Here is a 22,582-nt window from a genome sequence, read left to right as displayed (position 1 = left end):
CGGAAAATGAAAAGCCGAAACAGATGCCTGCGGCCTCCCCCGGCGATCTTCAGGCCGTTGCTTTCCGCTGCATGATCGCCTACCTCAGAGGCGATCCATCGTCCTCAGGGGCGATCCCTCGTCCCCAGGGGACGATCCGTCATTCCCAGAGGCGATCTGTCGTTCGCGGAGGCGGCTCGTCACCTCAAAGGACGATCCATCGCTTAAAGAGGCAAGCCCTTGATCCCCTCCTCCGTCCGCCCGGCGCTCGTCGTCTTCGATCTCGATGGCACCCTTCTCGACACCCATACGGACTTGGTCGAGAGCCTGAACCATACGATTGCGGCCCTTAGCCTCGAACCGGTCAGCTATGACGACCTCACCCATCTCGTCGGCCACGGCGCCCGCGTGATGATCGAACGCGCCTGCCGGCTGCGCGGCCATCCGCTTACTCAGGAAGCCCTGCCGCCCCTGGTCGAGCGTTTCATCGCCCATTATGCCGGCAACATGCCCGGCCGCACCGAGCCCTATCCCGGCCTGGTCGCCGCGATGGATCGGCTAAAATCACAGGGTTACCGCCTCGCCGTCTGCACCAACAAGATGGAAAGCCTGGCGCTCGGCCTGCTGGACAAGCTCGATCTCGCCAGCTATTTCGCCGCCATCACCGGCGGCGACACCTTCGACGTGCGCAAGCCCGACGCCCGCCACCTCACAGGCACCATCGAACGCGCCGGCGGCGACCGGTCCCGCACCGTGATGATCGGCGACAGCATCAACGACATCGCCGTCGCCAGGAATGCCGGCGTCCCGTCGATCGCCGTGCCCTTTGGTTATTCCGACGTGCCAGTCTCAAGCCTCGATCCGGATGTGATCATCACCCATTACGATGAGCTGACCCCGGAACTGGTGGAGAGGCTGTTGCGGGAGTTTGCAGCGAAGGTCGCCGTCTGAGGCTCTCGCCCAGCTCTGATCCTTCCTTTGCCGGCGTACCGTGTGAGCCGCCCTCTCCTTCGTATTTCCTACCTTGGACTAAGCCCAGAACGAAGGCGTTCGAATCCCGCACAAAAACAAAACGGGCGGCCCAAAGACCGCCCGCTCCGTAATCTAATAAAATCAGCGTCAGATCTGCGCCCCACGCGCCTTGGTCGTCGCGTCGAATGCCTTGTCGACATAGCCGTCGCGGCCATAAACGTCGTCGAAATATTCCACCACGCCGTCCTTGTTCGGCCAGGCTGTGAAATAGGACACGTAAACGGGAATCCTCTGCGGCACCTTGACCGCATGGTTCTGCCCCGTGGCGATCTGCTTGGCAACGTCGTCGACCGTCGTTCCGAGCACTGCAGCTGCCATCGCACGCGGATCGGCAAGGCGCACGCAACCGTGGCTCAGCGCCCGCATGTCGCGCTTGAAGAAGCTCTTCGACGGCGTGTCGTGCATATAGATCGCGTGGCTGTTCGGGAACAGGATCTTCAGTTCGCCGAGCGCATTGTCACTGCTTGGCGGCTGGCGCACCGAGACGTTGTCGGTCGAGCCGTACCAGTCGACGCTCGACGAGGCGACCGCGTGGCCGTTCACCTCAACCTCATAACCGAGCTGGTCGAGATAGTTCGGATCCGAGCGCAGCTTCGGCAACATCTCGTTGATGATGATCGACTGCGGCACGCCCCAGAAAGGGTTGAACTCCACCGTCTCGATCTCGTCGTCGAAGAAATAGGTCTGGTTGTTCTTGCCGCCGACCACAACGCGCATCGACAGCTGTTCCTTGCCGCCATTGTGGTAATAGACCATGAAGGCCGGCTGGTTGATCATCACGTAACGGGAACCGAGATCTTCGGGCAGCCAGCGCGCCTGTTCCATGGCGACGACGAGCTTGTCGATCTTCGAGGCATTGCTATCGCCGCCGGTCATGGCGCGCACCGTAGCCTGGCCGATGACGCCATCGGCCTTCAGTCCGCGCTCCTTCTGGAAATCCTCGACCAGCGAGACGATCTCAGGCGAATAGTCGCTGCTGCCTGCGTAAGCAGCAAGCGTTGCCGCGTGATCGGTCCTCAGCGTTTCGGAACCGTGCTTGCCGATCGCCTTGACGATATTGGCGATCTCGGGCGAGCTTTCGCCGGGCTTCAGCAGCGTATCGAGCGAAACGACGATTCGCTCCTCATTGCCGCCGTCGGCTGCGCGAAGCTTGGCGAGTTCCGCCTTCAACGCCTGGAACTGTGGACTATCGGGTGAGCGGTTGGCGATGTAAGCGCCGACATCGGGGCTCATGCGGGCAAGCTTCAGCACCGGCGCCAGATTGACCACCTTGCGCTGGAAGTCGTGATAGCCGGAGATCTTGTTCGGATCGATGCGACCGCGCGCGGTGTCCTGCACGAAGGCCAGCACCTTGGCGGAGAGTTCGAGCTCGAATTGCGTCAGCGCCCGATCGCGGAAGGCTGGATCGGGATTGGCCGGGTCGATATCAGGCGTCTGGATGGCGTAATCTGCCGGGTCGAGGCCGACGGAGGCCGCATCGGCAAGCACCAGCATCGCCGACTTGGCACCATCGTTGATCTGATTGCCATCGACCCAGACGAGCGGGTTGCGGCTATCGCCATAATAGGCTTCGAGCGCCTTTGCGACGTCGGCATTGGCACGCACCTTGGCCTGCGCCAGGAAACGGCGCTGCACGGCGGGTTCGGCGCTGGCATCGCCGCTCGCCGATACATCGGCGACCGCGCCGGTGACGACAGGATCGGCAAACTTGCCGGTATCGACCAACTGCAGCGTTTCGGTTTTATAGGTGTAGTAACGCGGGCCGCTCACCTTCGGCAACGGCGCTTCCGGATCAAGCCCGCCGAGCGAGCCGCCGACGGCGCCGCGCGGCACCGGACGGCCAGGCGCCTGATCCATGAAGATGGTGCTCTGGTTCCGCTGCCTGTCGCCGCGCAGCATCTCCATCAATGTATAAGCATGCGCAGGTGCGGCATTCATAACCGCTACGCCGCAGGAAATTGCCAATGCGGATGCCGCGCTTTTCAAAACGAACGTCATATATCTTCCAGTCCCGGTGTCATGCTGTTCTTGTCACGAGCGCAAGGCTCAATATCTTATCCCGCGAAACTCATGCAGCGTAAGGCCTCATTGATCAGAAACCGGCCTGCGCCGCCAGCGCCGGCGGACTCAATTTTGTGTGACGGAGATCCTGCACGGCGCCGCGCAGAAGTTCACACAAAATTATGAAATTATTAGTTAATTTTTTACCCAATTTTTGCCGCCAGACCAATGTGGCGAAAACGCCCAGACGCATAAAATTTCGAAAGTGGCCTAAAAGGCACGCCGCACAAGCCTCGCAAACATGACTTCCGACTTCAATATTTCGCATGGCGTCCGGTTTTCTTGTCGAACGTTCCCACCTATAAGACCTGATCTTTCGAAGACGACCGAAAACAGCATTTAAAGGGAAGGCAAGGCTGATGACCGCAACCCGTACCGAAACCGATACTTTTGGGCCCATCGACGTTGCCGCCGACCGATATTGGGGCGCCCAGGCCGAGCGTTCGCTCGGCAATTTCAAGATCGGCTGGGAAAAGCAGCCGCTGTCGATCGTGCGTGCGCTCGGCATCGTCAAGCAGGCGGCGGCCCGCGCCAACATGTCGCTCGGCCAGCTTGATCCTGGCCTCGGACAGGCCATCGTCGATGCCGCCCAGGAAGTGGTCGAGGGCAAACTCGACGACCATTTTCCGCTGGTCGTCTGGCAGACCGGTTCAGGCACGCAGTCCAACATGAATGCCAATGAAGTGATCTCCAATCGTGCTATAGAAATGCTCGGCGGCGTCATGGGTTCCAAGAAGCCGGTGCATCCGAACGATCACGTCAATATGAGCCAGTCGTCGAACGACACCTACCCGACGGCGATGCACATCGCCTGCGCCGAACGGATCGCCCATCACCTGCTGCCGTCCCTGAAGCACCTCCATGCCGCCCTCGACATGAAGGTCACCGAATTCAGCCACATCATCAAGATCGGCCGCACCCACACCCAGGATGCGACGCCGCTGACGCTCGGCCAGGAATTTTCGGGTTATGCCGCCCAGGTCGGCTCCGCCATCAAGCGTATCGAAATGACACTGCCCGGCCTCTGCGAACTCGCCCAGGGTGGGACGGCCGTCGGTACCGGCCTCAATGCGCCGGTGGGCTTCGCCGAAAAGGTCGCCGAAGAGATCGCCGCCATAACAGCCATGCCCTTCGTCACCGCGCCGAACAAGTTCGAGGCGCTCGCCTCGCATGACGGCATGGTCTTTTCCCATGGCGCCATCAATGCGGCCGCTGCCGCCCTCTTCAAGATCGCCAACGATATCCGCCTGCTCGGCTCCGGCCCGCGCGCCGGTCTCGGCGAACTGGCGCTGCCGGAAAACGAGCCAGGCTCCTCGATCATGCCCGGCAAGGTCAACCCGACCCAGTGCGAGGCGCTGACGCAGGTCTGCATCCACATCTTCGGCAATCACGCCGCGCTGACCTTTGCCGACAGCCAGGGTCATTTCGAGCTCAATGTCTACAATCCGATGATGGCCTATAACTTCCTGCAATCGGCGCAGCTGCTGGCGGATGCCGCCATCTCGTTCACCGACAATTGTGTCGTCGGCATCGAGGCGCGCGAGGACAACATCAAGGCCGGCCTCGAACGCTCGCTGATGCTGGTGACCGCGCTTGCCCCGAAGATCGGTTACGACGCAGCCGCCAAGATCGCCAAGACCGCCCACAAAAATGGCACGACGCTGAAGGAAGAAGCCCTCGCCAGCGGCCTGGTCTCGGCAAAAGACTACGATACGATCGTCCGCCCTGAAACAATGATCGGCCCAAAGTAGTAACGCCATGAAGCTTCAGCCTTCTCCCCCGCTTGCGGCGGAGAAGGCGATCGGTTGCGATCAGACCAACAGCGAAAAATTGTCCATCACGACCGAATTGCCCATGAAATCGAAACTGATTTCATCGATGTCTTCAATCTCGACCAGAAGATCGGGATCGGCGACCTCAAGTTCCTGCTGATAGACGATCTGGCCGTCGTTCATCGCCGTCAGCGTCAGATGAAAGGGCGAGGCCGACAATTCGGCAATCGAAACGCCCTGAAAGGTGAAGTCGCCGCCATCGACCATTTTCAGGGTCACCGGCGCCGAACCCGGCGATAGAACCGTATCGCTGAAACCGTCCTCGGTGATGGCGTCGACGCCCGGGATCGTGTCATAGACAATACCGTTCAGAAACGTCAGGTCGTGACTGCCGTTCACGGAGAGCGCGAAGCCCCGGTAATTCGGCAGAGAAAAGTCATCCGCGCGCGATGTGACACCCAGGTCGTCGAAATCCAGGACTTCATGATACTTGTCCTCTTCATTGACGCCGTCGATCGCCAGCGTCAGAACCCCGACATCCGTTCCCCCCACGCCATCGGAGATCTTGTAGCGGATCTCTTCGATCAACTGGTCGTGCGCCCGCAAGTTCTTCACCACGTCGAGCGAGTAATCCAGCTCGTAGGTGAAGTGACCGTCGGGCCGCACGGTGAAGGTCCCATAATCGCCTTTGATGATCGTTTCCTGTGTCAGTCCCTGTTTCGCATCGACCCTGACACCGTCGAAAGAGCGAAGATAGGTGGTCGATCCCTCTGGATCGCTGTCATTGGACAGCAAATCCCCTCTGATCCAGTCGTGCTCGAAGAAAATGAGAAGATCGTCGTTAGCAGTCGGTTTTGCGTTCGTCATCGGAAGCCCCCGGAAGTTAACGTCGCGGGAAATATGAACCGGCCTCCGGCGAAAGGCAACCTGAAGTCGTCTTTCCCGACGAATGCGGATTTGACCGCTCGCCTATCCAGATTGCATTTGCAGCGCCGCGGATTTAGACCGGTTCCAATTTAGCGACCCACGCCCACCAGAAAGGTCACTTCGATGGCTGACGATCTCTTCCCGCTCGGCAAGGATACCACCCCCTACCGCAAGATCAGCGGCGACCATGTCTCGGTCGACAGCTTTAAGGGCCAGGAAATATTGACCGTCGAGCCGGAAGCCATCCGCCTGCTTGCCGAAACCGCCTTCGCCGATATCAACCATCTGTTGCGCCCCGGCCACCTGAAGCAGCTCGCCTCGATCCTCGATGACCCCGAGGCGACCGACAATGACCGCTTCGTCGCCTACGACCTTTTGAAGAACGCCAATATTGCCGCCGGCGGCGTGCTGCCGATGTGCCAGGATACCGGCACGGCAATCATCATGGGCAAGAAGGGCCGCAGGGTCTGGACCGAGGGCGGGGATATCGCGGCACTCGCCCGCGGCGTCATGGATGCCTATGAGAAGAAGAACCTGCGTTATTCGCAGCTCGCGCCGGTCAAGATGTTCGAGGAGAAGAACACCAAGAACAACCTGCCGGCACAGATCGACATCTACGAGGAAGGCACCGACGCCTACGAATTCCTCTTCGTCGCCAAGGGCGGCGGCTCGGCCAACAAGACCTTCCTCTACCAGGGCACACCCTCGCTCTTGACGCACGACCGGATGATCGACTTCCTCAAGGAGAAGATCCTGACGTTAGGGACGGCAGCCTGTCCGCCTTACCATCTGGCCATCGTCATCGGCGGCACTTCGGCCGAGATGAACCTGAAAACCGTCAAGCTCGCCTCGACCCGCTATCTCGACGAGCTGCCGACCGAAGGCTCCGAGAGCGGCCACGCCTTCCGCGATCTCGAGATGGAAAAGGAAATCCACCGACTGACGCAGCAGATGGGTGTCGGCGCCCAGTTCGGCGGCAAGTATTTCTGTCATGACGTGCGTGTCATCCGCCTGCCCCGCCACGGCGCCTCGCTGCCGATCGGCCTCGGCGTCTCCTGTTCCGCCGACCGTCAGGCCAAGGGCCGCATCACCCGCGACGGCATCTTCGTCGAGCAGCTCGAAACCGATCCGTCGAAATACATGCCCGAGATCGACGAAGCGAAACTGTCGGAATCGACCGTCCGTATCGATCTCAACCGGCCGATGGCGGAAGTGCTGGCCGAACTCTCCAGGCATCCCGTCAAGGCGCGCCTGTCGCTGTCGGGCACGATCATTGTCGCCCGCGACCTTGCCCATGCCAAGATCCGCGAGCGGCTGGAGAAAGGCGAAGGCATGCCCGAATACCTGAAAAACCACCCGGTCTATTATGCCGGCCCGGCCAAGACGCCTGTCGGTTACGCCTCCGGCTCCTTCGGCCCGACGACGGCCGGGCGCATGGACAGTTACGTCGACCAGTTCCAGTCCTTCGGCGGATCGATGGTGATGCTTGCCAAGGGCAACCGCTCGCGCGCCGTGCGCGAGGCCTGCAAGAAACATGGCGGCTTTTATCTCGGATCGATCGGCGGCCCCGCCGCCCGTCTTGCTCAGGACTGCATCCGCAAGGTCGAAGTCTACGAATATCCCGAACTCGGCATGGAAGCGGTCTGGAAGATCGAAGTCGAAGACTTTCCGGCCTTCATCGTCATCGACGACAAGGGCAATGACTTCTTCCAGGAATTGAACCTGGGGTGACGCTCTCGGATGCGGGACGGGCAGGCATCGGCGCCCGTCCCGTTCTTGAATGTGCGGGCTGCGGCAAAGTCCGCCGCCAGCAAACAGCCTTGGAAATATCTTTCCAACCCATTTCCAATGAAATACCGGGCTGCCGAACAACTATCGATATGATGAATACGTGCGAAATGCAGAGAAGAACTGCAAGTTTTTCAGATATCGCTCCCGTCCAGCGAGCATCCGCTTTCTCACCAAAGCTAGATATTTTCTTTGAGAATCATGGGGCTACTTGAAGTATTGGCCAGTCATGGACTTATCGTATGTAATCTTTGGTATATATCGCTTTAATCTTTTCCCAAGAAATTTAAGCTACCAAATAGATTATTGCCTTCGAATATATGAGGAGTTCGCCGGATGAACACGGCTGTCGCGCCCAAGGTGCAGGTTCCCGACGTAGCGGGCCAGATCACCTATGCCATGCGCTCGATGGGCGTTGCGCCAATACCGCGCAACTACGAACTCTTCTACGAAGCCTATATCGGCTCCAACCCCGCGCTCACCCGGGACCTTGCAGCCCTCGGCGGCCAGGCGACGCAGGCCGAGCTCGACGAGCTAGGCGCGCAGTATTTCACCAGCAGCCCGGCCCGCGTCTTCGACGACGCCCATACCCGCATTTCAGGCGAACTCGATGGACTGCTGCGGGTCCTGAGACAGGAGCAAAACTCGCTGGAAAGCTATACAAGGCTACTCGGCGAGACCCATAAGCGCATCACCTCCAAAAGCAATGCCAGCGTCGAACTGATCGAAAACGCCATCGAACTTTTGAGCCAGGCGACCGGCGACACCATGGCGCATGGCGAACGCACCGTCGGCGACGTCGTCCAGCGCTCGCAGGAGATGGATCAGGTCCGCAAGGAACTCGATGAATATAAACGCATCGCCAACACCGATTCGCTGACGCGCCTTTCCAACCGCCGCGCCTTCGACGAGCGCCTCGCCGCCGTCTTCAACAATCCCGGCATGCGGCCGGTGACGGCCTTGCTGCTGGCCGATATCGACAACTTCAAAAAGATCAACGACACCTACGGCCATCCCGTCGGCGACAAGATTCTCGCCACCGTCGCCTCCGTCATCCGCAGCAATGTCCGGCGTGATGTCTTTGTCGCCCGCGCCGGCGGCGAGGAATTCGCGCTGATCATCGACGGCAACACGCCCGAAGAGATCACGGCGATCGCCGAGCGCATCCGCCGCACGCTGGAAACCACCCCGTTCAAGAATTCCCGCACGCGGGTCAATTACGGTCCGATCACCGTCTCGATCGGCATCTGCATGGCCTCCAGCGCCGAAGATGCCGGCGAACTCTACAGCAAGACCGACATCGCCCTTTACGGCGCCAAGAATGCCGGCCGCAACTGCACAATCCTCTATCAGGACGGCATGCAGAAGGATTTCACCAAAAGCTGGCTGATCTACAAGACCTGACGGCGGTTTTACCACATCGTCTTCGCGGCGCGTCCCGGCCATTCCCGGTCGTAGGTTTCCTGGTCGAAATCACCGACCGCGGCCTTCAGCATCTGGCCGGGTGTCGGCAGGCCCGCCGGATCGGCGAAATGTTGGCCATTCCAGAGTTCGGCCCGCATCACGGCGCGGGCGCATTGGAAATAGACCTCGTCGATCGAAATCACCACGACGGTGCGGGGATGTTTGCCATCCATCTCGAAACTCGAAAGCACTGCTTCGTCGTCCGAGACGACGCCGCGGCCGTTGATGCGCATCGTCGTGTTCGAGCCGGGGATCAGGAACATCAGCGCCAGCCGGGGATCGCGCACGATATTGGAGAGCGAGTCGACGCGGTTGTTGCCGCGCCAGTCCGGCAGATGCAGCGTCTCGTCGTCGACGACGCGCACCACGCCGCCGAGATCGCCGCGCGGCGAACAGTCGAGCCCTTCCGGCCCGACGGTGGCAAGCGCTGCGAACGGCGAAAGCGCGATCATCTGCCGATAGAGCGGCGTCAACCGCTTCGTCACCTTGTCGACCGACGCCTGCGAAAGCCCGGCGCCGTAGATCGTGTTGAGCTCTTCGATGCTGCTGATGATTTTCATGAGGCGTCCCGCCGCGCTTGATATCGGGACGGACGCTACAGCGCCGCACGCTTTACCGGAAGCTCAAAAAACGGAATGATCTCAGCAGCGTTTTTGATGCCTTCGTCGGCCATGTCCTCCTCGCCTTGGACAGCTCCGAGAAACGCAGCGATTGCGGCAAGAACCGGAGCGGCGGCGAGGATGCGCCGGTGCCCGAAACCGTTCGCCCAGAACAGCCGGACGCCCTCGCCGGCTGCCTGATAGCGCTTGGCATGGGCTGGCGGCACTTCCTTGTCGTCCTCGGCATGGATGACGAGCACCGGCCGGCCGATCGCACTCGCCGCATCGCCAGCATCGAAATCCTCAAGTCTCCGTCCGGTGACGTGACGAACCTCATTCTCCAGCGCCGCTTGCGCGGCCGGGCGAAGGCCGATCATCCGGCCGAAATCGGTAAACAGCCAGGCCATTTCGCTTGGCGCACCGATCAGCACCAGCCGCTCAGCCGTGACAGGAGCGACATCGGGCAGCAGACCCGCCACCGATACCACCAGCGCCGCGCCGCCGAAGGAATGGCCGATGACCGCATCGAAGGCGCCGAAGCGTGCCTCGATCGCGGCAATCGCCTTGACCGCAAGCCCCATGTGCAGGAAGCGCCGGCTGGCACGTCCGTGGCCGGGAAAATCGAGGGCCACCACCTCCGCGCCCGTTGCCGAAAGCATCGAAACGAGCTCGGCCATGTATTCGGTGCTCGAGCCCCAGCCATGCGTCACCAGATAGCGCTTGCGTCTTCCTCTCGCCCCGCCGTTCAGCCGATAGGCATGCGTTTTCGCCCCGCCGGCAAGTCTGAGGGTGAAACGTTCGGCGCCGTCAAGCCGGGCCGCGCCCGCCGCATGCGCCGCCTTGGCTTTTGCTCCCTTCGGCCGCGGCGACGGCGTCCTGCAGAACAGCAGGAACGCCGCCCTGCCCGCCAGATCCGGCGAAACCGCCTGTAGCAGGGAGAACCCGAGGCGGGTGACCTTGCGCGCAAAATTTGCCATAGTGAGAATCCAAAAGACTGTTCAACACTGAACAATAAAGTACAACGATGAACAAAAATCAATCCCTTCCCTGGGATCATCCGCGTTTTCGCAGCTGGATCGCGGTGGCGCGCGCCTGCCAGCTGATGCAGCAATCGCTGACCCGCTCGCTGGCCAATCTCGACATCAAGCCGCCGCACCTCGACATCCTGGTCAATCTCTATCGTTTCGAAGCCATCTCGCAGCAGGAGCTGGCCCGCAAGCTGCTGGTCGGCCGCTCCAACATGAGCATGCTCCTGCCACAGATGGAAAAGCGCGGCTTGATCGAACGACGCGGCGATGCGCGCGACAAACGCGTGCTGCGCCTCTATCTCACACCGGAGGGCCGCACGTTGACCGAGGCGGCGATGGTGATCCAGACCGATCTGATCGAACGCTCGCTTTCGCAAGAGCCGATCGAGCAATGCATGGCGACCACCACCTCGATGGAGCGCATCATCACCGTGCTTCTCAGCGATCTCAGCGACGAGGATTGATGGTCAATGCAGCGTCGGCGCTGCCGCCGTGCCGGTCAGCGAGCGGTATTCCCAGGCGGCGACGATAATCAGCACCAGCGTCGCCAGAATGCCCATCAGATAGATCTCGATGAAGGGTGCAGCGAAGGCCAGCAGGATCAGCAACACCAGGCCGGCCAGATGCGACAGCGGCAGCTGCCCGCTGGTGGCCCCCTTGAACCAGAGATTGCCGATCAGGAACAGGCCGGAGCCGCCGAGCACCGCCGCAGTGATGCCGAGATCGCCGGTCTCGTGCGGATGCGAGAACATGAATTCGACTGCCACCGCATGGACGATGATGCCGGCCAGGATCGGGATATGCCCATAGGTGAAGGCGAGCCGCGCCAAGGCCCCCGGCGTCGCCTCATGCTCGATGCGGTGGGCGGCGCGCCCGTGGCCGAAGCGGAAATAAAGCCACCACATGGTGACGGTGCCGATGAAACCGGTGACGAAGACGATGCCGGTCAATCCCGAAAACGGCAGCTCGGAAAAGGTGCGGCCGGAAACCAGGATTGCTTCGCCGAGGCAGATTATGACGAAGAGCGCGCAGCGCTCGGCCATATGGGCGCCGGAAACGTCCCAGTCGCCCGCCGTCGAGCGGCCGAGGCCAGGCACGGCAAAGCCCGCGGCCGGACCGGCATATTCGATTGCCAGCGCGATCACCCAGGCGATCAGCCGCGCCTCGTGATCGAGCAGCCCGCCGGCAATCCAGAAGACGGCGGCGACCACGAGCCAGGTGGTGATGCGGATGAAATTCAGCGTATTGGCGCGGTCGACGCGTGTCATCGCATAGGTGGTAAACAGCGAGCGCCCGACCTGCATCGCCACATAGGCGCCGGCAAACAGCAGCCCCTTGTCGCCGAAGGCCTCGGGGATAGAAGCTGACAGCAGCAGCCCGAGCATCATCAGCGCCACCAGCATGCCGCGCACCGGCGTCTTGTCGGGGTCGAGCCAGTTGGTCACCCAGGCGGTGAATATCCACACCCACCAGACGGCAAAGGTCATCAGCGCCGCCTCGGCGGCACCGAGCGGCGTATAATGGGCGGCGAGCGCATGCGAAAGCTGCGAGATCGAAAAGACGAAGACCAGATCGAAGAACAGTTCGAGGAAGGTCACCTTGCTGCCGCTGGCGCTGCCCTTGGCGCGCAGCCAGTTCCTTCCGTTCGTCTTCGCCATGTATCCCCCGATACCCATTATTTCAGCGCGGCTTTTGCGCCGTATCGCGGTCCATGCCCTTTTCCCTGAGCTCGTCCTCATAGGCCGAAAACAGCTCAGCACCTCGTTGGCCGAGCTCGCGCAGATAGGTCCAGGTGTAGATGCCAGTGTCATGCATGTCGTCGAAACCGATCCGGACGGCGTAATTGCCGGTCGGCATCATCGAGATGATCGCGACATTGCGCTTGCCCGGCACCGTCACCTTTTGCCCCGGCCCGTGGCCCTGCACCTCGGCAGACGGCGACAGCACGCGCAACAGCTCTGCCGACAGGTCGAAACTCTGGCCGTCGTCGAAGGTTATCGCCAGCCTCTGACGATCTTTCGAAACGCGGAGTTCGCTCGGCCAGATATCGCTCATCTCTATCACCCTCTTTCCCCTGGAGAAGTAGGCGTTCGCCTTTTTCGAGGCAAGAGCAAATTAACGTGTGCGAAATCCGTTTCCCTTGACGGCGCAATCACATATGCACAAATAGAAAGATATCGCTTGAAAACAGGCAGGCATCCCGTCTGGCGTGCTTCAGATCCCGTTGCGGAGGAATTGGTGAATACGAGAGTAGGAACGATAGGCAACGCATCGCCGCTGGTGGCGGATGCACATCCGATGATCGACCCCTTCGGGCGGGCGGTCACCTATCTCCGCGTCTCCGTCACCGACCGCTGCGATTTCCGCTGCACCTATTGCATGTCGGAAAATATGACCTTCCTGCCGAAGAAGGACCTGTTGACGCTGGAGGAGCTCGACCGGCTCTGTTCCGCCTTCATCGACAAGGGCGTGACGAAGATCAGGCTGACCGGCGGCGAGCCGCTGGTGCGCAAGAACATCATGTATCTGGTCCGCCAGCTCGGTGAGAAGATCGGCTCCGGCCTCGACGAGCTGACGCTGACGACCAACGGATCGCAGCTGGCCCGCCATGCTGAAGAGCTTTATGATTGCGGCGTGCGCCGCATCAACGTCTCACTCGACACGCTCAACCCCGACAAATTCCGCAAGATCACCCGCTGGGGCGATTTCGACAAGGTCATGGAAGGCGTCGATGCGGCGGAGAAAGCCGGGTTGAAGATCAAGCTCAACGCCGTGGCGCTGAAGGATTTCAACGACGCCGAGATGCCCGATCTCCTGCGTTTCGCCCATGGCCGCGGCATGGACCTGACCGTCATCGAAACCATGCCGATGGGCGAAATCGAAGAAGACCGGACCGACCAATACCTGCCGCTCTCCAAACTGCGTGCCGATCTCGAAGACCAGTTCACCCTGACCGACATCGACTACCAGACCGGCGGCCCGGCGCGTTACGTCAGGGTCGCCGAAACCGGCGGCCGCCTCGGCTTCATCACCCCGATGACCCATAATTTCTGCGAGAGCTGCAACCGCGTCCGCCTCACCTGCACCGGCACGCTCTATATGTGCCTCGGCCAGAACGACGCCGCCGATCTTCGTTCGGCCCTGCGCGCCAGCAAAGACGACGCCCTCCTCCGCACCGCCATCGACGAGGCCATCACCCGCAAGCCCAAAGGCCACGACTTCATCATCGACCGCACGCACAATCGTCCGGCGGTAGCCAGGCATATGAGTGTTACGGGGGGGTGAGGCCCGGTTCCCGCGAAGCGGGGAGCGATCGATCCAGTGAATCGATCGCAGGGCCGAACGCCCTGAGCCATGCGAAGGGCCGGGATACGGTGCGGCATGTCCCTTCTCCCCAGCGGGGAGAAGATGCCGGCAGGCAGATGAGGGGGTGAGCGGCAAAGCCGCGAATGCACTGAGCGGAAGCGAAGAGCAAAAATGGCGTGCCGCGTGGCCCCCTCATCCGACCCTCCGGGCCACCGACCGGGGTCGAGCCACAGGTCTCGACCCGTCCTTCGGACCCCCGCTGGGGAGAAGGGAAAACCCCATCACCCAGGCTTACGCGCACAAATCGCAAACCGCTCCTGCACCATCCGCTCCAGCCCGCGCAGAAACGGCATCTTGCGCGCCTGCGCCCAATGAATGTCGCCGAGCTTGCGATCGACCACAATGTCCACAAAACCGGCCTTACGGAGAAGATCGACGATCGCTTCGGCCGGCATTTCATGGGAGAAATGCACGCGTGAGCGGATCTTCTGATGCCGCGCCATCATTTCCGGCGACATGTGGCTTGCCGCAGGCCTGCCGGAGATTTTCGTCCAGAGCTTCTGCAGGCCCTTGACCCAGGTTTCCCGACCCATGTTGCCGTCGACGATCAGCACCTTGCCGCCCGGCTTCAGCACCGCGAACCATTCTGCGAAGGCCGACGCCGGGTCCACCAGCGTCCAGATGAGATGCCGGTTGGTGATGACGTCGTAGCTACCCCGTGGCTCCATCGTGTTTTCGGCGTCGCCGGAAACGAAGCGGATATCGGTGCCGCGCTTCTTCGCCTTGGCGCGTGCCTGCGCCAGCATCGCATCCGACCAGTCGAGCCCGGTGACCGCAAAGCCGACATCATGCATCAGATGCGAAATGACAGCGGTGCCGCAGGCAAGATCGAGCGCTGCCCGCCCCTGCCCGTCGCCGAGATGTTTTCGGATCAGCCGCTGCCAGCCCTTCCGCTCGCCTTCCGAAAAGATTTCATGGCCGACGCTCTGGTCGAAGGTTTCAGCCCTTTCCGACCAGAAATCGCGGATTTCATCGCGGATCGAGTAGTTTGTATTCATCGAATTCACCTTGCGTGCCCCGGCAGTGCATCAGTTTGGAAATGCTCTAAAACATATAACTTGATTCACAAAGTCATATTTCTTATGGCTGCGGACATTATTCAGACGTCAGGGGAATTTCCAGATGAATTTCGTGAAAATGCTCGCAGTCTCCGCAGCTGCGATTGCCGGCCTGATGCCGCTATCGGCCTGGGCGCAGTCCTTCACCATCAAGGATGTCGCTGGCCGCGAAGTCAGCTTCGACAAGCCGGTCGAGCGGGTGATCCTCGGCGAAGGCCGCATGCTCTACGCCGTCGCGCCGATCGAGAAGGAAGATCCCTTTGCCAAGATCGTCGGCTGGCGCAACGACCTCTGGACCACCGACAAGGACGGCTTCAACGCCTATGTCGAAAAATTCCCCAAAGGCAAGGACCTGCCCTTCCTCGGCAATCTCACCGACGGCACGCTGCAGACCGAGACGGTGGTCAAGCTTCATCCGGATGTGCTGCTGCTCCCGATCGGCAACAAGACGGCAGCGGACGAGGTGAAACTCGAAGAGATGCTCGCCGGCATCGGCGTCAAGATCGTCTATATCGATTTTCGCGAGCACATCCTCGCCAACACCGAACCGAGCCTGAAGATCCTCGGCCAGCTCTTCGGCCATGAGGACCGCGCCGAAGCCGTCGCCAGCTTCTGGAAAGAGCAGATGGCACGCGTCACCGACAGGCTGAAAGCGGCCAATCCGCCGAAGCCGAACGTGTTCATGTATCGCGCCGCGGGCTTGGTCGAGTGCTGCGGCACCTTCGGTCCCGATAATTTCGGCCTGATGGTCGATTGGGCCGGCGGCCACAATCTCGGCTCCGATTTCCTGCCCGGTTATACCGGCTCGATCAATGCCGAGCAGGTCGTCGCCTCCAATCCCGATGTCGTCGTCGTCACCGGCTCCAACTGGAGCCAGACCAAGAATGCCAAGGACTTTGTCAATGTCGGCCCGAACGCCGCTTCCACCTTCGGCGACAGCCGCAAGGCGCTGAACACGCTGATGGAAAACCCGGCCTTCACCGGCTCCAAGGCGGTCGCCGGCGGCAATGTCCATGCGATCTGGCACCAATTTTATACCAGCCCCTACCAGTTCGTCGCCGTCCAGCAGCTGGCGAAGTGGTTCCACCCGAACCTCTTTGCCGATCTCGATCCGGATGCCACCTTCAAGGAATTCCACGAAAAATTCCTGCCGGTCGCCTATCAGCCGGGTTACTGGGTCGACGCCAAGGCGGCTGAGTAACCCGCGATGGCCGAGGTCGCCGCCATATCGATCGAAGCCGAAGCCGGGAGAGAGCGCTACCGCGCCCTTGCCCGGCGCAAGCTTTTGATCCTGGCCGCCATGACGGCGGCGCTCTGCCTGTCCTTTGCCGTCGATCTCGCCTGGGGCCCGGCCCGCTACAGCCTCGGTGAGGTCGTCGCCGCCCTCCTCGACCCGTCTTCCGTTTCCGATCAGGTGCGGGCCGTCGTCTGGAATATCCGCATGCCGGTCGCCGTCATGGCCATCGTCGTCGGCGCCTCGCTTTCGGTCGCCGGCGCGCAGATGCAGACGATCCTCGCCAATCCGCTCGCCAGCCCCTTCACACTCGGCATCTCGGCAGCGGCAAGCTTTGGCGCCGCGCTTGCAATCGTCACCAGCGTTCCGCTTCTGCCTGTGGCAGCCGGCCTGCTGGTGCCCGTCAATGCCTTCATCATGGCGCTGATCGCCACGCTCTTTATCCATTTCGTCTCGCAGGCCCGCGGCGTCTCGGTGCAGACGGTGGTGCTGCTCGGCATCGCCCTGGTCTTCACCTTCAACGCGGCTCTCGCCTTCCTGCAATATCTCGCCTCCGAACAGGCGCTGTCTGCAGTCGTCTTTTGGACGATGGGCAGCCTCACCAAGGCCACCTGGCCGAAAATCTGGGTGACACTTGCCGTGCTGCTGCTGGCCCTGCCGCTCTTTGCCCGCAACGCCTGGGCGCTGACGGCGATCCGCCTCGGCGAGGACAAGGCCGCAAGCTTCGGCGTCAATGTCCGCCGCATCCGGCTGGAAACCATGCTGGTTGTCTCGCTGCTTGCCGCCGTACCCGTCAGCTTTGTTGGCACCATCGGTTTCGTCGGCCTCGTCGGGCCGCATATCGCCCGTATGATTCTCGGCGAGGATCAGCGCTTCTTCCTGCCGGGCTCGATCCTCTCCGGCGCGCTGCTCCTGTCGCTGACCTCGATCGTCTCGAAGTCGATCATCCCCGGCGTCGTCTTCCCGATCGGCATCATCACCGCGCTGGTCGGCGTGCCCTTCTTCTTCTCGCTCATCCTCTCGAACAGGAGCCGGTCGTGGTAGCGCTTCAATTGCAGTCGGTCGGCGCCTATCACGGCCGCAACCTCTTCGTCGAAGACGTCACGACGCCGGTGATGAAATCGGGCGAGTTGATTGCGGTGATCGGCCCGAACGCCGCCGGCAAATCCACCCTCTTCAAGCGCATCACCGGCCTGCTCAAGGGGCCGGGTCACGTCGTCGTCGAAGGCTCGAAGACGAAAAATGCCATCAGCTACATGCCGCAGGATACCTCGGCCAATGCCGTGCTGACCGTCTACGAATCCATTCTGCTCGCCCGCAAGCAGGGCGAGTCCTGGGCCGTCGGCGACGGCGACCTGCGCTTCATCGACGAGATCATGGCAGCCCTCGATATCAGCGCCCTGGCCTTCCGCGATCTCGGCGCGCTCTCCGGCGGCCAGCGCCAGCTCGTCTCGATCGCCCAGGCGCTAGTGCGTGAGCCCGAAATCATGCTGATGGACGAGCCCACAAGCGCGCTCGATCTCCACCGCCAGGTCGAGGTCCTCGACTTCATGCGCCGCCGGGCCCGTGCTAAAGGCATGATCGTCCTGGTCGCCATCCACGACCTCAACCAGGCGCTCCGCTTCGCCGACAAAGTCCTCGTCATCGCCAATGGCCGCATGCGTGCCTGCGGCACCCCAAGCGACGTCGTCACCGCCGAGATGCTGCGGGAGATTTATAAGGTCGAGGCCCGGGTGGAAAAATGCTCGCTGGACCACGACCATGTGATCGTTGATGGGAAGGCTCATTGAGCTTAGCCAAAATCGGCCGGCCTCAGTCGATCAATCGCTGCGCGGTAAACTTGTCCGTGACAAGCATGTCGATCACCCCCACGCGGAGTGCGCCTGCGATAGCGTCCGTCTTTTTGGACCCGCCGGCGAGTGCAATCACCCGGTCCACGCGTTCAAGCTCCGCGAGCGGAAGTCCAATGACCCGGTCGTCCAGCGGCGTCTTGACCGGCTTGCCATTCTTGTCGAAGAAGCGAAGCGAGATGTCGCCGACGGCTCCCGCTTCCGCGAGATCAGACAGTTCGCGCGATGAAAAGATGTTGCCGGACCGCGCGAGAAGTTCGGACGGTTCGACGGCTCCGATTCCGACGATCGCCAGCGTGATGCTGCCGAACAGGTCCATCGTCTCCCGGACGTACGGATCGGCCTGCATAAGAAGTTTTGCCTCTCTGGACGTCGTAACGCCCTGCACGGCAAGCAGTTTCGGCTCAGCGCCGGTCAGCCGGGCAAGCCGCGTGGTAAGCTGCGTCGCATGCGTCTGTACGGAAGGATCGCCCATGCCGCCAAGGGTTTGGACGACGAACTTCGCCTGAGCGCTCTTCTGCGGATGAATGTTCTCCACCATCTTGAAGATGGTCTGGCTCCAACTCGAAACGCCGATGATCTCCCCCGGCGCAAGCGTCACCTCCAGGAGGTGGGCCGCCGCCTCTCCGATACGGGCCATGATGGCGCCGTCCCGGTCTTCCGTGCACTCCACGACGATCGCCTCCGGCAGATCATATTTCTCGCGAAGCGCGCGCTCAAGCTCGCTGTAGGTGCCGACGGGGGGAGTGACGCTGGTTCGCACGATATCTTCAGCCTCGGCACGCTTGAGCATGCGCGACACCGTCGCCTGCGACAGGCGAAGGTGCTGTGCGATCTCCGCCTGTCGCCGTCCCTCCAAGTGGTACATCTGGGCGACCCTTGATATGAGGCGGAGTTCGTTGAGGCGAGTCATCGCTAATCCCAGTGTGAATTTTTATTCATCATTAGCGGTTGTATCGCGTGACGTCGAGCGGGCAAGTGCATCATTCCATGTATCCAGAAGCACCGCGCGATCCACCGGTTCCGGGTCAATGATCTGCGAGCTCCGAGGCAGCTCTGCGATAACATTAAGATCGCTCCACAAACCAAGTGAGAGACCTGCGAGATAGGCGGCCCCCAAAGCCGACGCCTCGGGTGCTTCGCATTGGATCACGGGATGTTCGATGAGGTTGGAGACACACTGCATCAGGAAACGGTTCTGGCTCGGGCCGCCATCGACATAGAGCGCTCCGAGTTCGCCGCCGCTTTGTGCTCGCATGGCGGCGATCACGTCGTGCACCTGGAAGGCGATCGAATCGGTGACCGACCGCGCCATTTGCGCACGGGTCGTATTGAAATTGATCTGGGAAAACAGGGCACGGGCGTCGGAGTTCCAATAGGGTGCGCCCAGTCCCACGAATGCGGGCACGAAACCCGGTCCGCCGGGTTCGGCGCTCGCCGCAAGTTCGACAAGGGCTGCCACATCGGAAAGGCCGAGAATATCAGCCATCCAAGGCAGGCTGGCGGCGCAAACGAGAATATTGCCTTCGAAAGCGAAAGTCGGCTTTCCCCCGAGACGCCAGGCGACGGTCGTTGTGACGCCGTTGCGTGGCGGAATAAATCGCGCAAGCGTCGTCATGATGGAAGAGCCGGTTCCAAAGGTTACCTTGCCATCACCCGGCTTGAAGGCGCCATGACCGAACAGCGCCGCATGGCTGTCTCCGATCGCGGCCATGATCGGCGTTCCATCCGGCACGCCTGGCAAGCCTTGCGTCCTGCCGAAGTCGGCAGAGCTGTCGAGCACCTCGGGCAGCAGCGCGATATCGACGCCGAAAATCTCGCCGAGTTCCTCGCTCCATCTCTGCTCCTTCAGATCGAACAACTGGCTCCTGGCGGCATTGGAAGCATCGCAGACATGCCGGCGCCCGCCCGTCAGGCAGTGGACCAGCCAGCTGTCGACTGTTCCCAGCCGGACCGACCGCCCGGCCGGCATACGGTCGAGCAGCCATCGGAATTTCGAACCCGGAAACATCGGATCGAGTGGCAGGCCTGTCAGCGTCTGCACACGGTCAAGGCGGCCTTCGGCAATCAGACGTTCGCAATCCTGTGCCGTTCGACGGCACTGCCAGCTGACCACCGGTCCAAGCGCCTCTCCCGTTTCGGCGTCCCAGGCAGTGACAGACTCGCGCTGGTTGGAAATCGCCACGGCCGCGATAGCCACGTCGGGGGTGGCCTTCAGGCAGGCGTCGATCGCCTCGCAAACGGATGCGTAGAGCCGGCGTGGGTCCTGTTCGACCCAGCCTGGTTTCGGATAGGTGATGCCGACCGGCGCCGAACCCCTGCCGACAATGTCTCCCTTTTCGGAAACGAGAACGGCCTTTGAATTGGTCGTGCCCTGGTCGATTGCCAGAATTGCCCGCATTCTTTCCTCCCCGGATCAGACGGCAGCCGGGGTGAAAATGCGCCCCGGCCGGTCCACGCGATCCTAATTACTTGCGCCTGATCAGCGACTGTGCGGCGTCGGCGATTGCCGACGGCGCCATCCCGAATTCGTCGAGCAGGAACTCTGCCGAACCGGTTGGAGCGTAGACGCCGGGAACGCCAAGACGTTTCATCGGCACTGGAGCATTGTCGACCACCACTTCGGCGACCGCGGAGCCGAGCCCGCCGAAGATCGAATGCTCTTCGGCCGTGACGATCGCTCCGGTTTCCCTAGCCGCAGCGATGATGGCGTCCTCGTCGATCGGACGAACCGTTGCTAGGTTGAGCACTCTGGCATTTATGCCGCGTTCTGCGAGGATCTCAGCGGCCTTCAAAATTCGATGGGTCAAAGTGCCGTTGGCGATAAGGGTGACGTCGGAACCCTGGCGAAGCAGGTTTGCCTTGCCAAGTTCGAACTTGTGACCCTCCGGAAGTAGATCCGGCACACCGACGCGAGACAGACGCAGGAAACAGGGCCCGTTATAGGCCGCGGCCCACTCGACCGCAGCAGCTGTTTCGATGCGGTCACAAGGCGCAATGACCGGAAAATTGGGCAGAACCCGCGTCCAGGCGAAGTCTTCGATCGAGTGATGGGTCGGACCGAGTTCGCCATATGCCATCCCGGAAGAAATGCCGACCAGCTTGACGTTGGCATTCGAATACGAAATATCCGCCTTGATCTGCTCCAGCGACCGTCCCGTTAGAAACGGCGCGGCGGCGCACACGAACGGAAGGCGCCCGCCATTGGCGAGGCCTGCTGCAACACCCACCATGTTCTGCTCGGCGATACCGACATTGACGAGGCGCTCTCCAAACCTAGCCTTGAAGCCGCCGAGCTTGGAGGAACCGACGGAGTCGTTGCAGACAGCAACGATCGTTTCGTTTTCGGCTGCCAGCCGTTCAAGCGTGGAGGCGAATGCGTCGCGGCAATCGTAGAGCTTGGCTGCGTTTATGGGCGCGTTCATGCCAGTGCCTCCGACAATTCTGCCACTGCGATGTCGTATTGTTCCTTGCTCGGTACCTTGTGGTGCCAGTCGACTCGGTCTTGCATGAACGAGATTCCATGCCCCTTGTTGGTGTGAGCAACGATGCAATGCGGTCTCGATCCCCGGTGTTCGAGGGCCGAAACGACTTCGCACATCGTGTTCCCGTTGATCTCGGTGACCTCCCAATCGAAAGCTTCAAGCTTCGGACGAAGCGGGGCGAGATCGTTGGTTTCCGAAAGCGCGGCGCCCTGCTGGAACCTGTTGTGGTCGATGACCAGCGTCAAGTTATCGAGCTTGAACTGCGCGGCCGCCATGATCGCTTCCCAGTTGGAGCCCTCCTGCATCTCACCGTCGCCGGTGACGACATAGGTGTGATATCTAGCGCCCGAGAGCTTGGCGGCTTTCGCCATTCCGACTGCGACGGGAAGACCGTGGCCGAGCGGCCCGGTATTGGTTTCGACGCCAGGAACCTTGTTGCAGTTTGGATGCCCGTTCAGCCTCGAATGCGGCTTCAAAAAGGTCGAAATCTCCTCCTCCGGGATGAAGCCGCGTTTTGCGAGCGTCACATACAGAGCGCATGCCGTATGTCCCTTCGAAAGAACGAACCTGTCGCGGTCGGGGTGCTTCGGCTGATCGGGCCATACATTCAGCACACGAAAATAGAGGGCCGTCAAAATGTCGATGACCGACATTTCCCCACCGATATGGCCGGCGCCCGCTTCGAAGACCGCCTGGAGATCGCGCAATCGGATCTCGCGAGCGACCCGCTCGAGTTCTGTCGTATTCATGGGTTCCTCTCATGCATAAATATTCATTCATCAATATTTTTGCACAAGAAGCCGATTAGTCAAGCCCTTTAAGCGGCACACCGGCGAATGGAAGTCCAGAAATCCTGTTGACAGCCAGAAAGCAACTTGTTAATGAATTTTCCAGCATCAGTGAATATTTATTCTAAAGACGAACTAGCTGTCGGCCTGG

The 22,582-nt window shown here is 61.1% G+C and carries 21 protein-coding genes; 9 read left to right on the top strand and 12 right to left on the bottom strand.

Features of this window, described 5'->3' with window-relative positions; genetic code table 11:
- Positions 1-219 precede the first annotated feature (219 nt).
- Positions 220-930 (top strand): HAD family hydrolase, encoded by a 711-nt coding sequence (locus HJB89_RS29585; protein WP_207580700.1) that lies wholly within the window; start codon positions 220-222, stop codon positions 928-930.
- Positions 931-1,098: 168 nt separating this feature from the next.
- Here the strand turns inward: HJB89_RS29585 and HJB89_RS29580 are convergent, their stop codons facing one another.
- Both HJB89_RS29580 and HJB89_RS29575 read right to left on the bottom strand, forming a co-directional pair.
- Positions 1,099-3,009 (bottom strand): murein L,D-transpeptidase, encoded by a 1,911-nt coding sequence (locus tag HJB89_RS29580; protein ID WP_207580701.1) that lies wholly within the window; start codon positions 3,007-3,009, stop codon positions 1,099-1,101.
- Between the two features lie 94 nt (positions 3,010-3,103).
- Positions 3,104-3,340 (bottom strand): hypothetical protein, encoded by a 237-nt coding sequence (locus HJB89_RS29575; RefSeq protein ID WP_207584404.1) that lies wholly within the window; start codon positions 3,338-3,340, stop codon positions 3,104-3,106.
- A 91-nt stretch (positions 3,341-3,431) separates the two neighbouring features.
- On the opposite strand from HJB89_RS29575, the gene fumC reads away from it, so the two are divergent.
- Positions 3,432-4,823 (top strand): class II fumarate hydratase, encoded by a 1,392-nt coding sequence (fumC, locus tag HJB89_RS29570; RefSeq protein WP_221117127.1) that lies wholly within the window; start codon positions 3,432-3,434, stop codon positions 4,821-4,823.
- Between the two features lie 60 nt (positions 4,824-4,883).
- Here the strand turns inward: fumC and HJB89_RS29565 are convergent, their stop codons facing one another.
- On the bottom strand, positions 4,884-5,711 hold the full coding sequence (locus tag HJB89_RS29565) for an Ig-like domain-containing protein (RefSeq protein ID WP_221150882.1): 828 nt from the start codon (positions 5,709-5,711) through the stop codon (positions 4,884-4,886).
- A 183-nt stretch (positions 5,712-5,894) separates the two neighbouring features.
- On the opposite strand from HJB89_RS29565, the gene HJB89_RS29560 reads away from it, so the two are divergent.
- Together HJB89_RS29560 and HJB89_RS29555 are read left to right on the top strand one after the other, a co-directional pair.
- Positions 5,895-7,502, top strand: coding sequence for a fumarate hydratase (locus tag HJB89_RS29560; RefSeq protein ID WP_221117129.1), 1,608 nt, complete (start codon positions 5,895-5,897; stop codon positions 7,500-7,502).
- 393 nt (positions 7,503-7,895) lie between these two features.
- Positions 7,896-8,963 (top strand): GGDEF domain-containing protein, encoded by a 1,068-nt coding sequence (locus HJB89_RS29555; protein WP_007629446.1) that lies wholly within the window; start codon positions 7,896-7,898, stop codon positions 8,961-8,963.
- 8 nt (positions 8,964-8,971) lie between these two features.
- Here the strand turns inward: HJB89_RS29555 and HJB89_RS29550 are convergent, their stop codons facing one another.
- Entirely contained in the window at positions 8,972-9,583 is a 612-nt protein-coding gene (locus tag HJB89_RS29550) for a pyridoxamine 5'-phosphate oxidase family protein (protein ID WP_221132908.1), read from the bottom strand.
- Between the two features lie 35 nt (positions 9,584-9,618).
- Entirely contained in the window at positions 9,619-10,599 is a 981-nt protein-coding gene (locus HJB89_RS29545) for an alpha/beta hydrolase (protein WP_207580706.1), read from the bottom strand.
- Positions 10,600-10,646: 47 nt separating this feature from the next.
- Here HJB89_RS29545 and HJB89_RS29540 point away from each other — a divergent pair, with 47 nt between their 5' ends.
- Entirely contained in the window at positions 10,647-11,114 is a 468-nt protein-coding gene (locus HJB89_RS29540) for a MarR family winged helix-turn-helix transcriptional regulator (protein WP_221117131.1), read from the top strand.
- Between the two features lie 3 nt (positions 11,115-11,117).
- Here HJB89_RS29540 and HJB89_RS29535 read toward each other — a convergent pair whose 3' ends face one another.
- Complete coding sequence (locus HJB89_RS29535; RefSeq protein WP_221132906.1) at positions 11,118-12,308, bottom strand: low temperature requirement protein A; 1,191 nt, start codon at positions 12,306-12,308, stop codon at positions 11,118-11,120.
- Between the two features lie 22 nt (positions 12,309-12,330).
- Positions 12,331-12,705: a gamma-butyrobetaine hydroxylase-like domain-containing protein gene (locus HJB89_RS29530; protein ID WP_221142333.1), complete on the bottom strand. Its 375-nt coding sequence runs from the start codon at positions 12,703-12,705 to the stop codon at positions 12,331-12,333.
- Between the two features lie 183 nt (positions 12,706-12,888).
- On the opposite strand from HJB89_RS29530, the gene moaA reads away from it, so the two are divergent.
- On the top strand, positions 12,889-13,935 hold the full coding sequence (moaA, locus tag HJB89_RS29525; protein ID WP_221132905.1) for a GTP 3',8-cyclase MoaA: 1,047 nt from the start codon (positions 12,889-12,891) through the stop codon (positions 13,933-13,935).
- 302 nt (positions 13,936-14,237) lie between these two features.
- Here the strand turns inward: moaA and HJB89_RS29520 are convergent, their stop codons facing one another.
- Positions 14,238-15,014: a class I SAM-dependent methyltransferase gene (locus HJB89_RS29520; RefSeq protein WP_221150881.1), complete on the bottom strand. Its 777-nt coding sequence runs from the start codon at positions 15,012-15,014 to the stop codon at positions 14,238-14,240.
- A 124-nt stretch (positions 15,015-15,138) separates the two neighbouring features.
- Here HJB89_RS29520 and HJB89_RS29515 point away from each other — a divergent pair, with 124 nt between their 5' ends.
- Genes HJB89_RS29515 through HJB89_RS29505 form a run of 3 tightly spaced genes read left to right on the top strand, consistent with a single transcriptional unit; the run spans position 15,139 to position 18,098 of the window.
- Positions 15,139-16,275, top strand: a complete 1,137-nt coding sequence (locus HJB89_RS29515) for an ABC transporter substrate-binding protein (protein WP_207580712.1) — start codon at positions 15,139-15,141, stop codon at positions 16,273-16,275.
- A 6-nt stretch (positions 16,276-16,281) separates the two neighbouring features.
- The gene (locus tag HJB89_RS29510) at positions 16,282-17,352 is read left to right on the top strand and encodes an iron ABC transporter permease (RefSeq protein ID WP_207580713.1); all 1,071 of its coding nucleotides are present in this window, start codon (positions 16,282-16,284) and stop codon (positions 17,350-17,352) included.
- Positions 17,346-18,098, top strand: a complete 753-nt coding sequence (locus tag HJB89_RS29505) for an ABC transporter ATP-binding protein (protein WP_207580714.1) — start codon at positions 17,346-17,348, stop codon at positions 18,096-18,098. The genes HJB89_RS29510 and HJB89_RS29505 overlap by 7 nt, the downstream gene beginning before the upstream one ends.
- 22 nt (positions 18,099-18,120) lie before the next feature.
- On the opposite strand, the gene HJB89_RS29500 is transcribed toward HJB89_RS29505, so the two are convergent.
- The 4 genes from HJB89_RS29500 to HJB89_RS29485 form a co-directional block, all read right to left on the bottom strand.
- Positions 18,121-19,071, bottom strand: a complete 951-nt coding sequence (locus HJB89_RS29500; protein ID WP_221150880.1) for a sugar-binding transcriptional regulator — start codon at positions 19,069-19,071, stop codon at positions 18,121-18,123.
- 21 nt (positions 19,072-19,092) lie between these two features.
- Positions 19,093-20,559: an FGGY family carbohydrate kinase gene (locus tag HJB89_RS29495; RefSeq protein WP_207580716.1), complete on the bottom strand. Its 1,467-nt coding sequence runs from the start codon at positions 20,557-20,559 to the stop codon at positions 19,093-19,095.
- A gap of 67 nt (positions 20,560-20,626) precedes the next feature.
- Positions 20,627-21,583 (bottom strand): transketolase family protein, encoded by a 957-nt coding sequence (locus tag HJB89_RS29490; RefSeq protein ID WP_221150879.1) that lies wholly within the window; start codon positions 21,581-21,583, stop codon positions 20,627-20,629.
- Entirely contained in the window at positions 21,580-22,392 is an 813-nt protein-coding gene (locus HJB89_RS29485) for a transketolase (RefSeq protein WP_207580718.1), read from the bottom strand. The genes HJB89_RS29490 and HJB89_RS29485 overlap by 4 nt, the downstream gene beginning before the upstream one ends.
- Positions 22,393-22,582: the final 190 nt, after the last annotated feature.

Origin of the sequence: Rhizobium sp. NZLR8, assembly GCF_019685025.1 — a bacterium.
GTDB lineage: Bacteria > Pseudomonadota > Alphaproteobacteria > Rhizobiales > Rhizobiaceae > Rhizobium.
This window is presented reverse-complemented; position numbering and strand designations above follow the sequence as displayed.

Coding starts and splice junctions, on each gene's coding strand:
- HJB89_RS29580 (WP_207580701.1), bottom strand. CDS start 3,009: ATGACGTTCGTTTTGAAAAGCGCGGCATCCGCATTGGCAATTTCCTGC.
- HJB89_RS29575 (WP_207584404.1), bottom strand. CDS start 3,340: ATGCGAAATATTGAAGTCGGAAGTCATGTTTGCGAGGCTTGTGCGGCG.
- fumC (WP_221117127.1), top strand. CDS start 3,432: ATGACCGCAACCCGTACCGAAACCGATACTTTTGGGCCCATCGACGTT.
- HJB89_RS29565 (WP_221150882.1), bottom strand. CDS start 5,711: ATGACGAACGCAAAACCGACTGCTAACGACGATCTTCTCATTTTCTTC.
- HJB89_RS29560 (WP_221117129.1), top strand. CDS start 5,895: ATGGCTGACGATCTCTTCCCGCTCGGCAAGGATACCACCCCCTACCGC.
- HJB89_RS29555 (WP_007629446.1), top strand. CDS start 7,896: ATGAACACGGCTGTCGCGCCCAAGGTGCAGGTTCCCGACGTAGCGGGC.
- HJB89_RS29550 (WP_221132908.1), bottom strand. CDS start 9,583: ATGAAAATCATCAGCAGCATCGAAGAGCTCAACACGATCTACGGCGCC.
- HJB89_RS29545 (WP_207580706.1), bottom strand. CDS start 10,599: ATGGCAAATTTTGCGCGCAAGGTCACCCGCCTCGGGTTCTCCCTGCTA.
- HJB89_RS29540 (WP_221117131.1), top strand. CDS start 10,647: ATGAACAAAAATCAATCCCTTCCCTGGGATCATCCGCGTTTTCGCAGC.
- HJB89_RS29535 (WP_221132906.1), bottom strand. CDS start 12,308: ATGGCGAAGACGAACGGAAGGAACTGGCTGCGCGCCAAGGGCAGCGCC.
- HJB89_RS29530 (WP_221142333.1), bottom strand. CDS start 12,705: ATGAGCGATATCTGGCCGAGCGAACTCCGCGTTTCGAAAGATCGTCAG.
- HJB89_RS29520 (WP_221150881.1), bottom strand. CDS start 15,014: ATGAATACAAACTACTCGATCCGCGATGAAATCCGCGATTTCTGGTCG.
- HJB89_RS29515 (WP_207580712.1), top strand. CDS start 15,139: ATGAATTTCGTGAAAATGCTCGCAGTCTCCGCAGCTGCGATTGCCGGC.
- HJB89_RS29510 (WP_207580713.1), top strand. CDS start 16,282: ATGGCCGAGGTCGCCGCCATATCGATCGAAGCCGAAGCCGGGAGAGAG.
- HJB89_RS29500 (WP_221150880.1), bottom strand. CDS start 19,071: ATGACTCGCCTCAACGAACTCCGCCTCATATCAAGGGTCGCCCAGATG.
- HJB89_RS29495 (WP_207580716.1), bottom strand. CDS start 20,559: ATGCGGGCAATTCTGGCAATCGACCAGGGCACGACCAATTCAAAGGCC.
- HJB89_RS29490 (WP_221150879.1), bottom strand. CDS start 21,583: ATGAACGCGCCCATAAACGCAGCCAAGCTCTACGATTGCCGCGACGCA.
- HJB89_RS29485 (WP_207580718.1), bottom strand. CDS start 22,392: ATGAATACGACAGAACTCGAGCGGGTCGCTCGCGAGATCCGATTGCGC.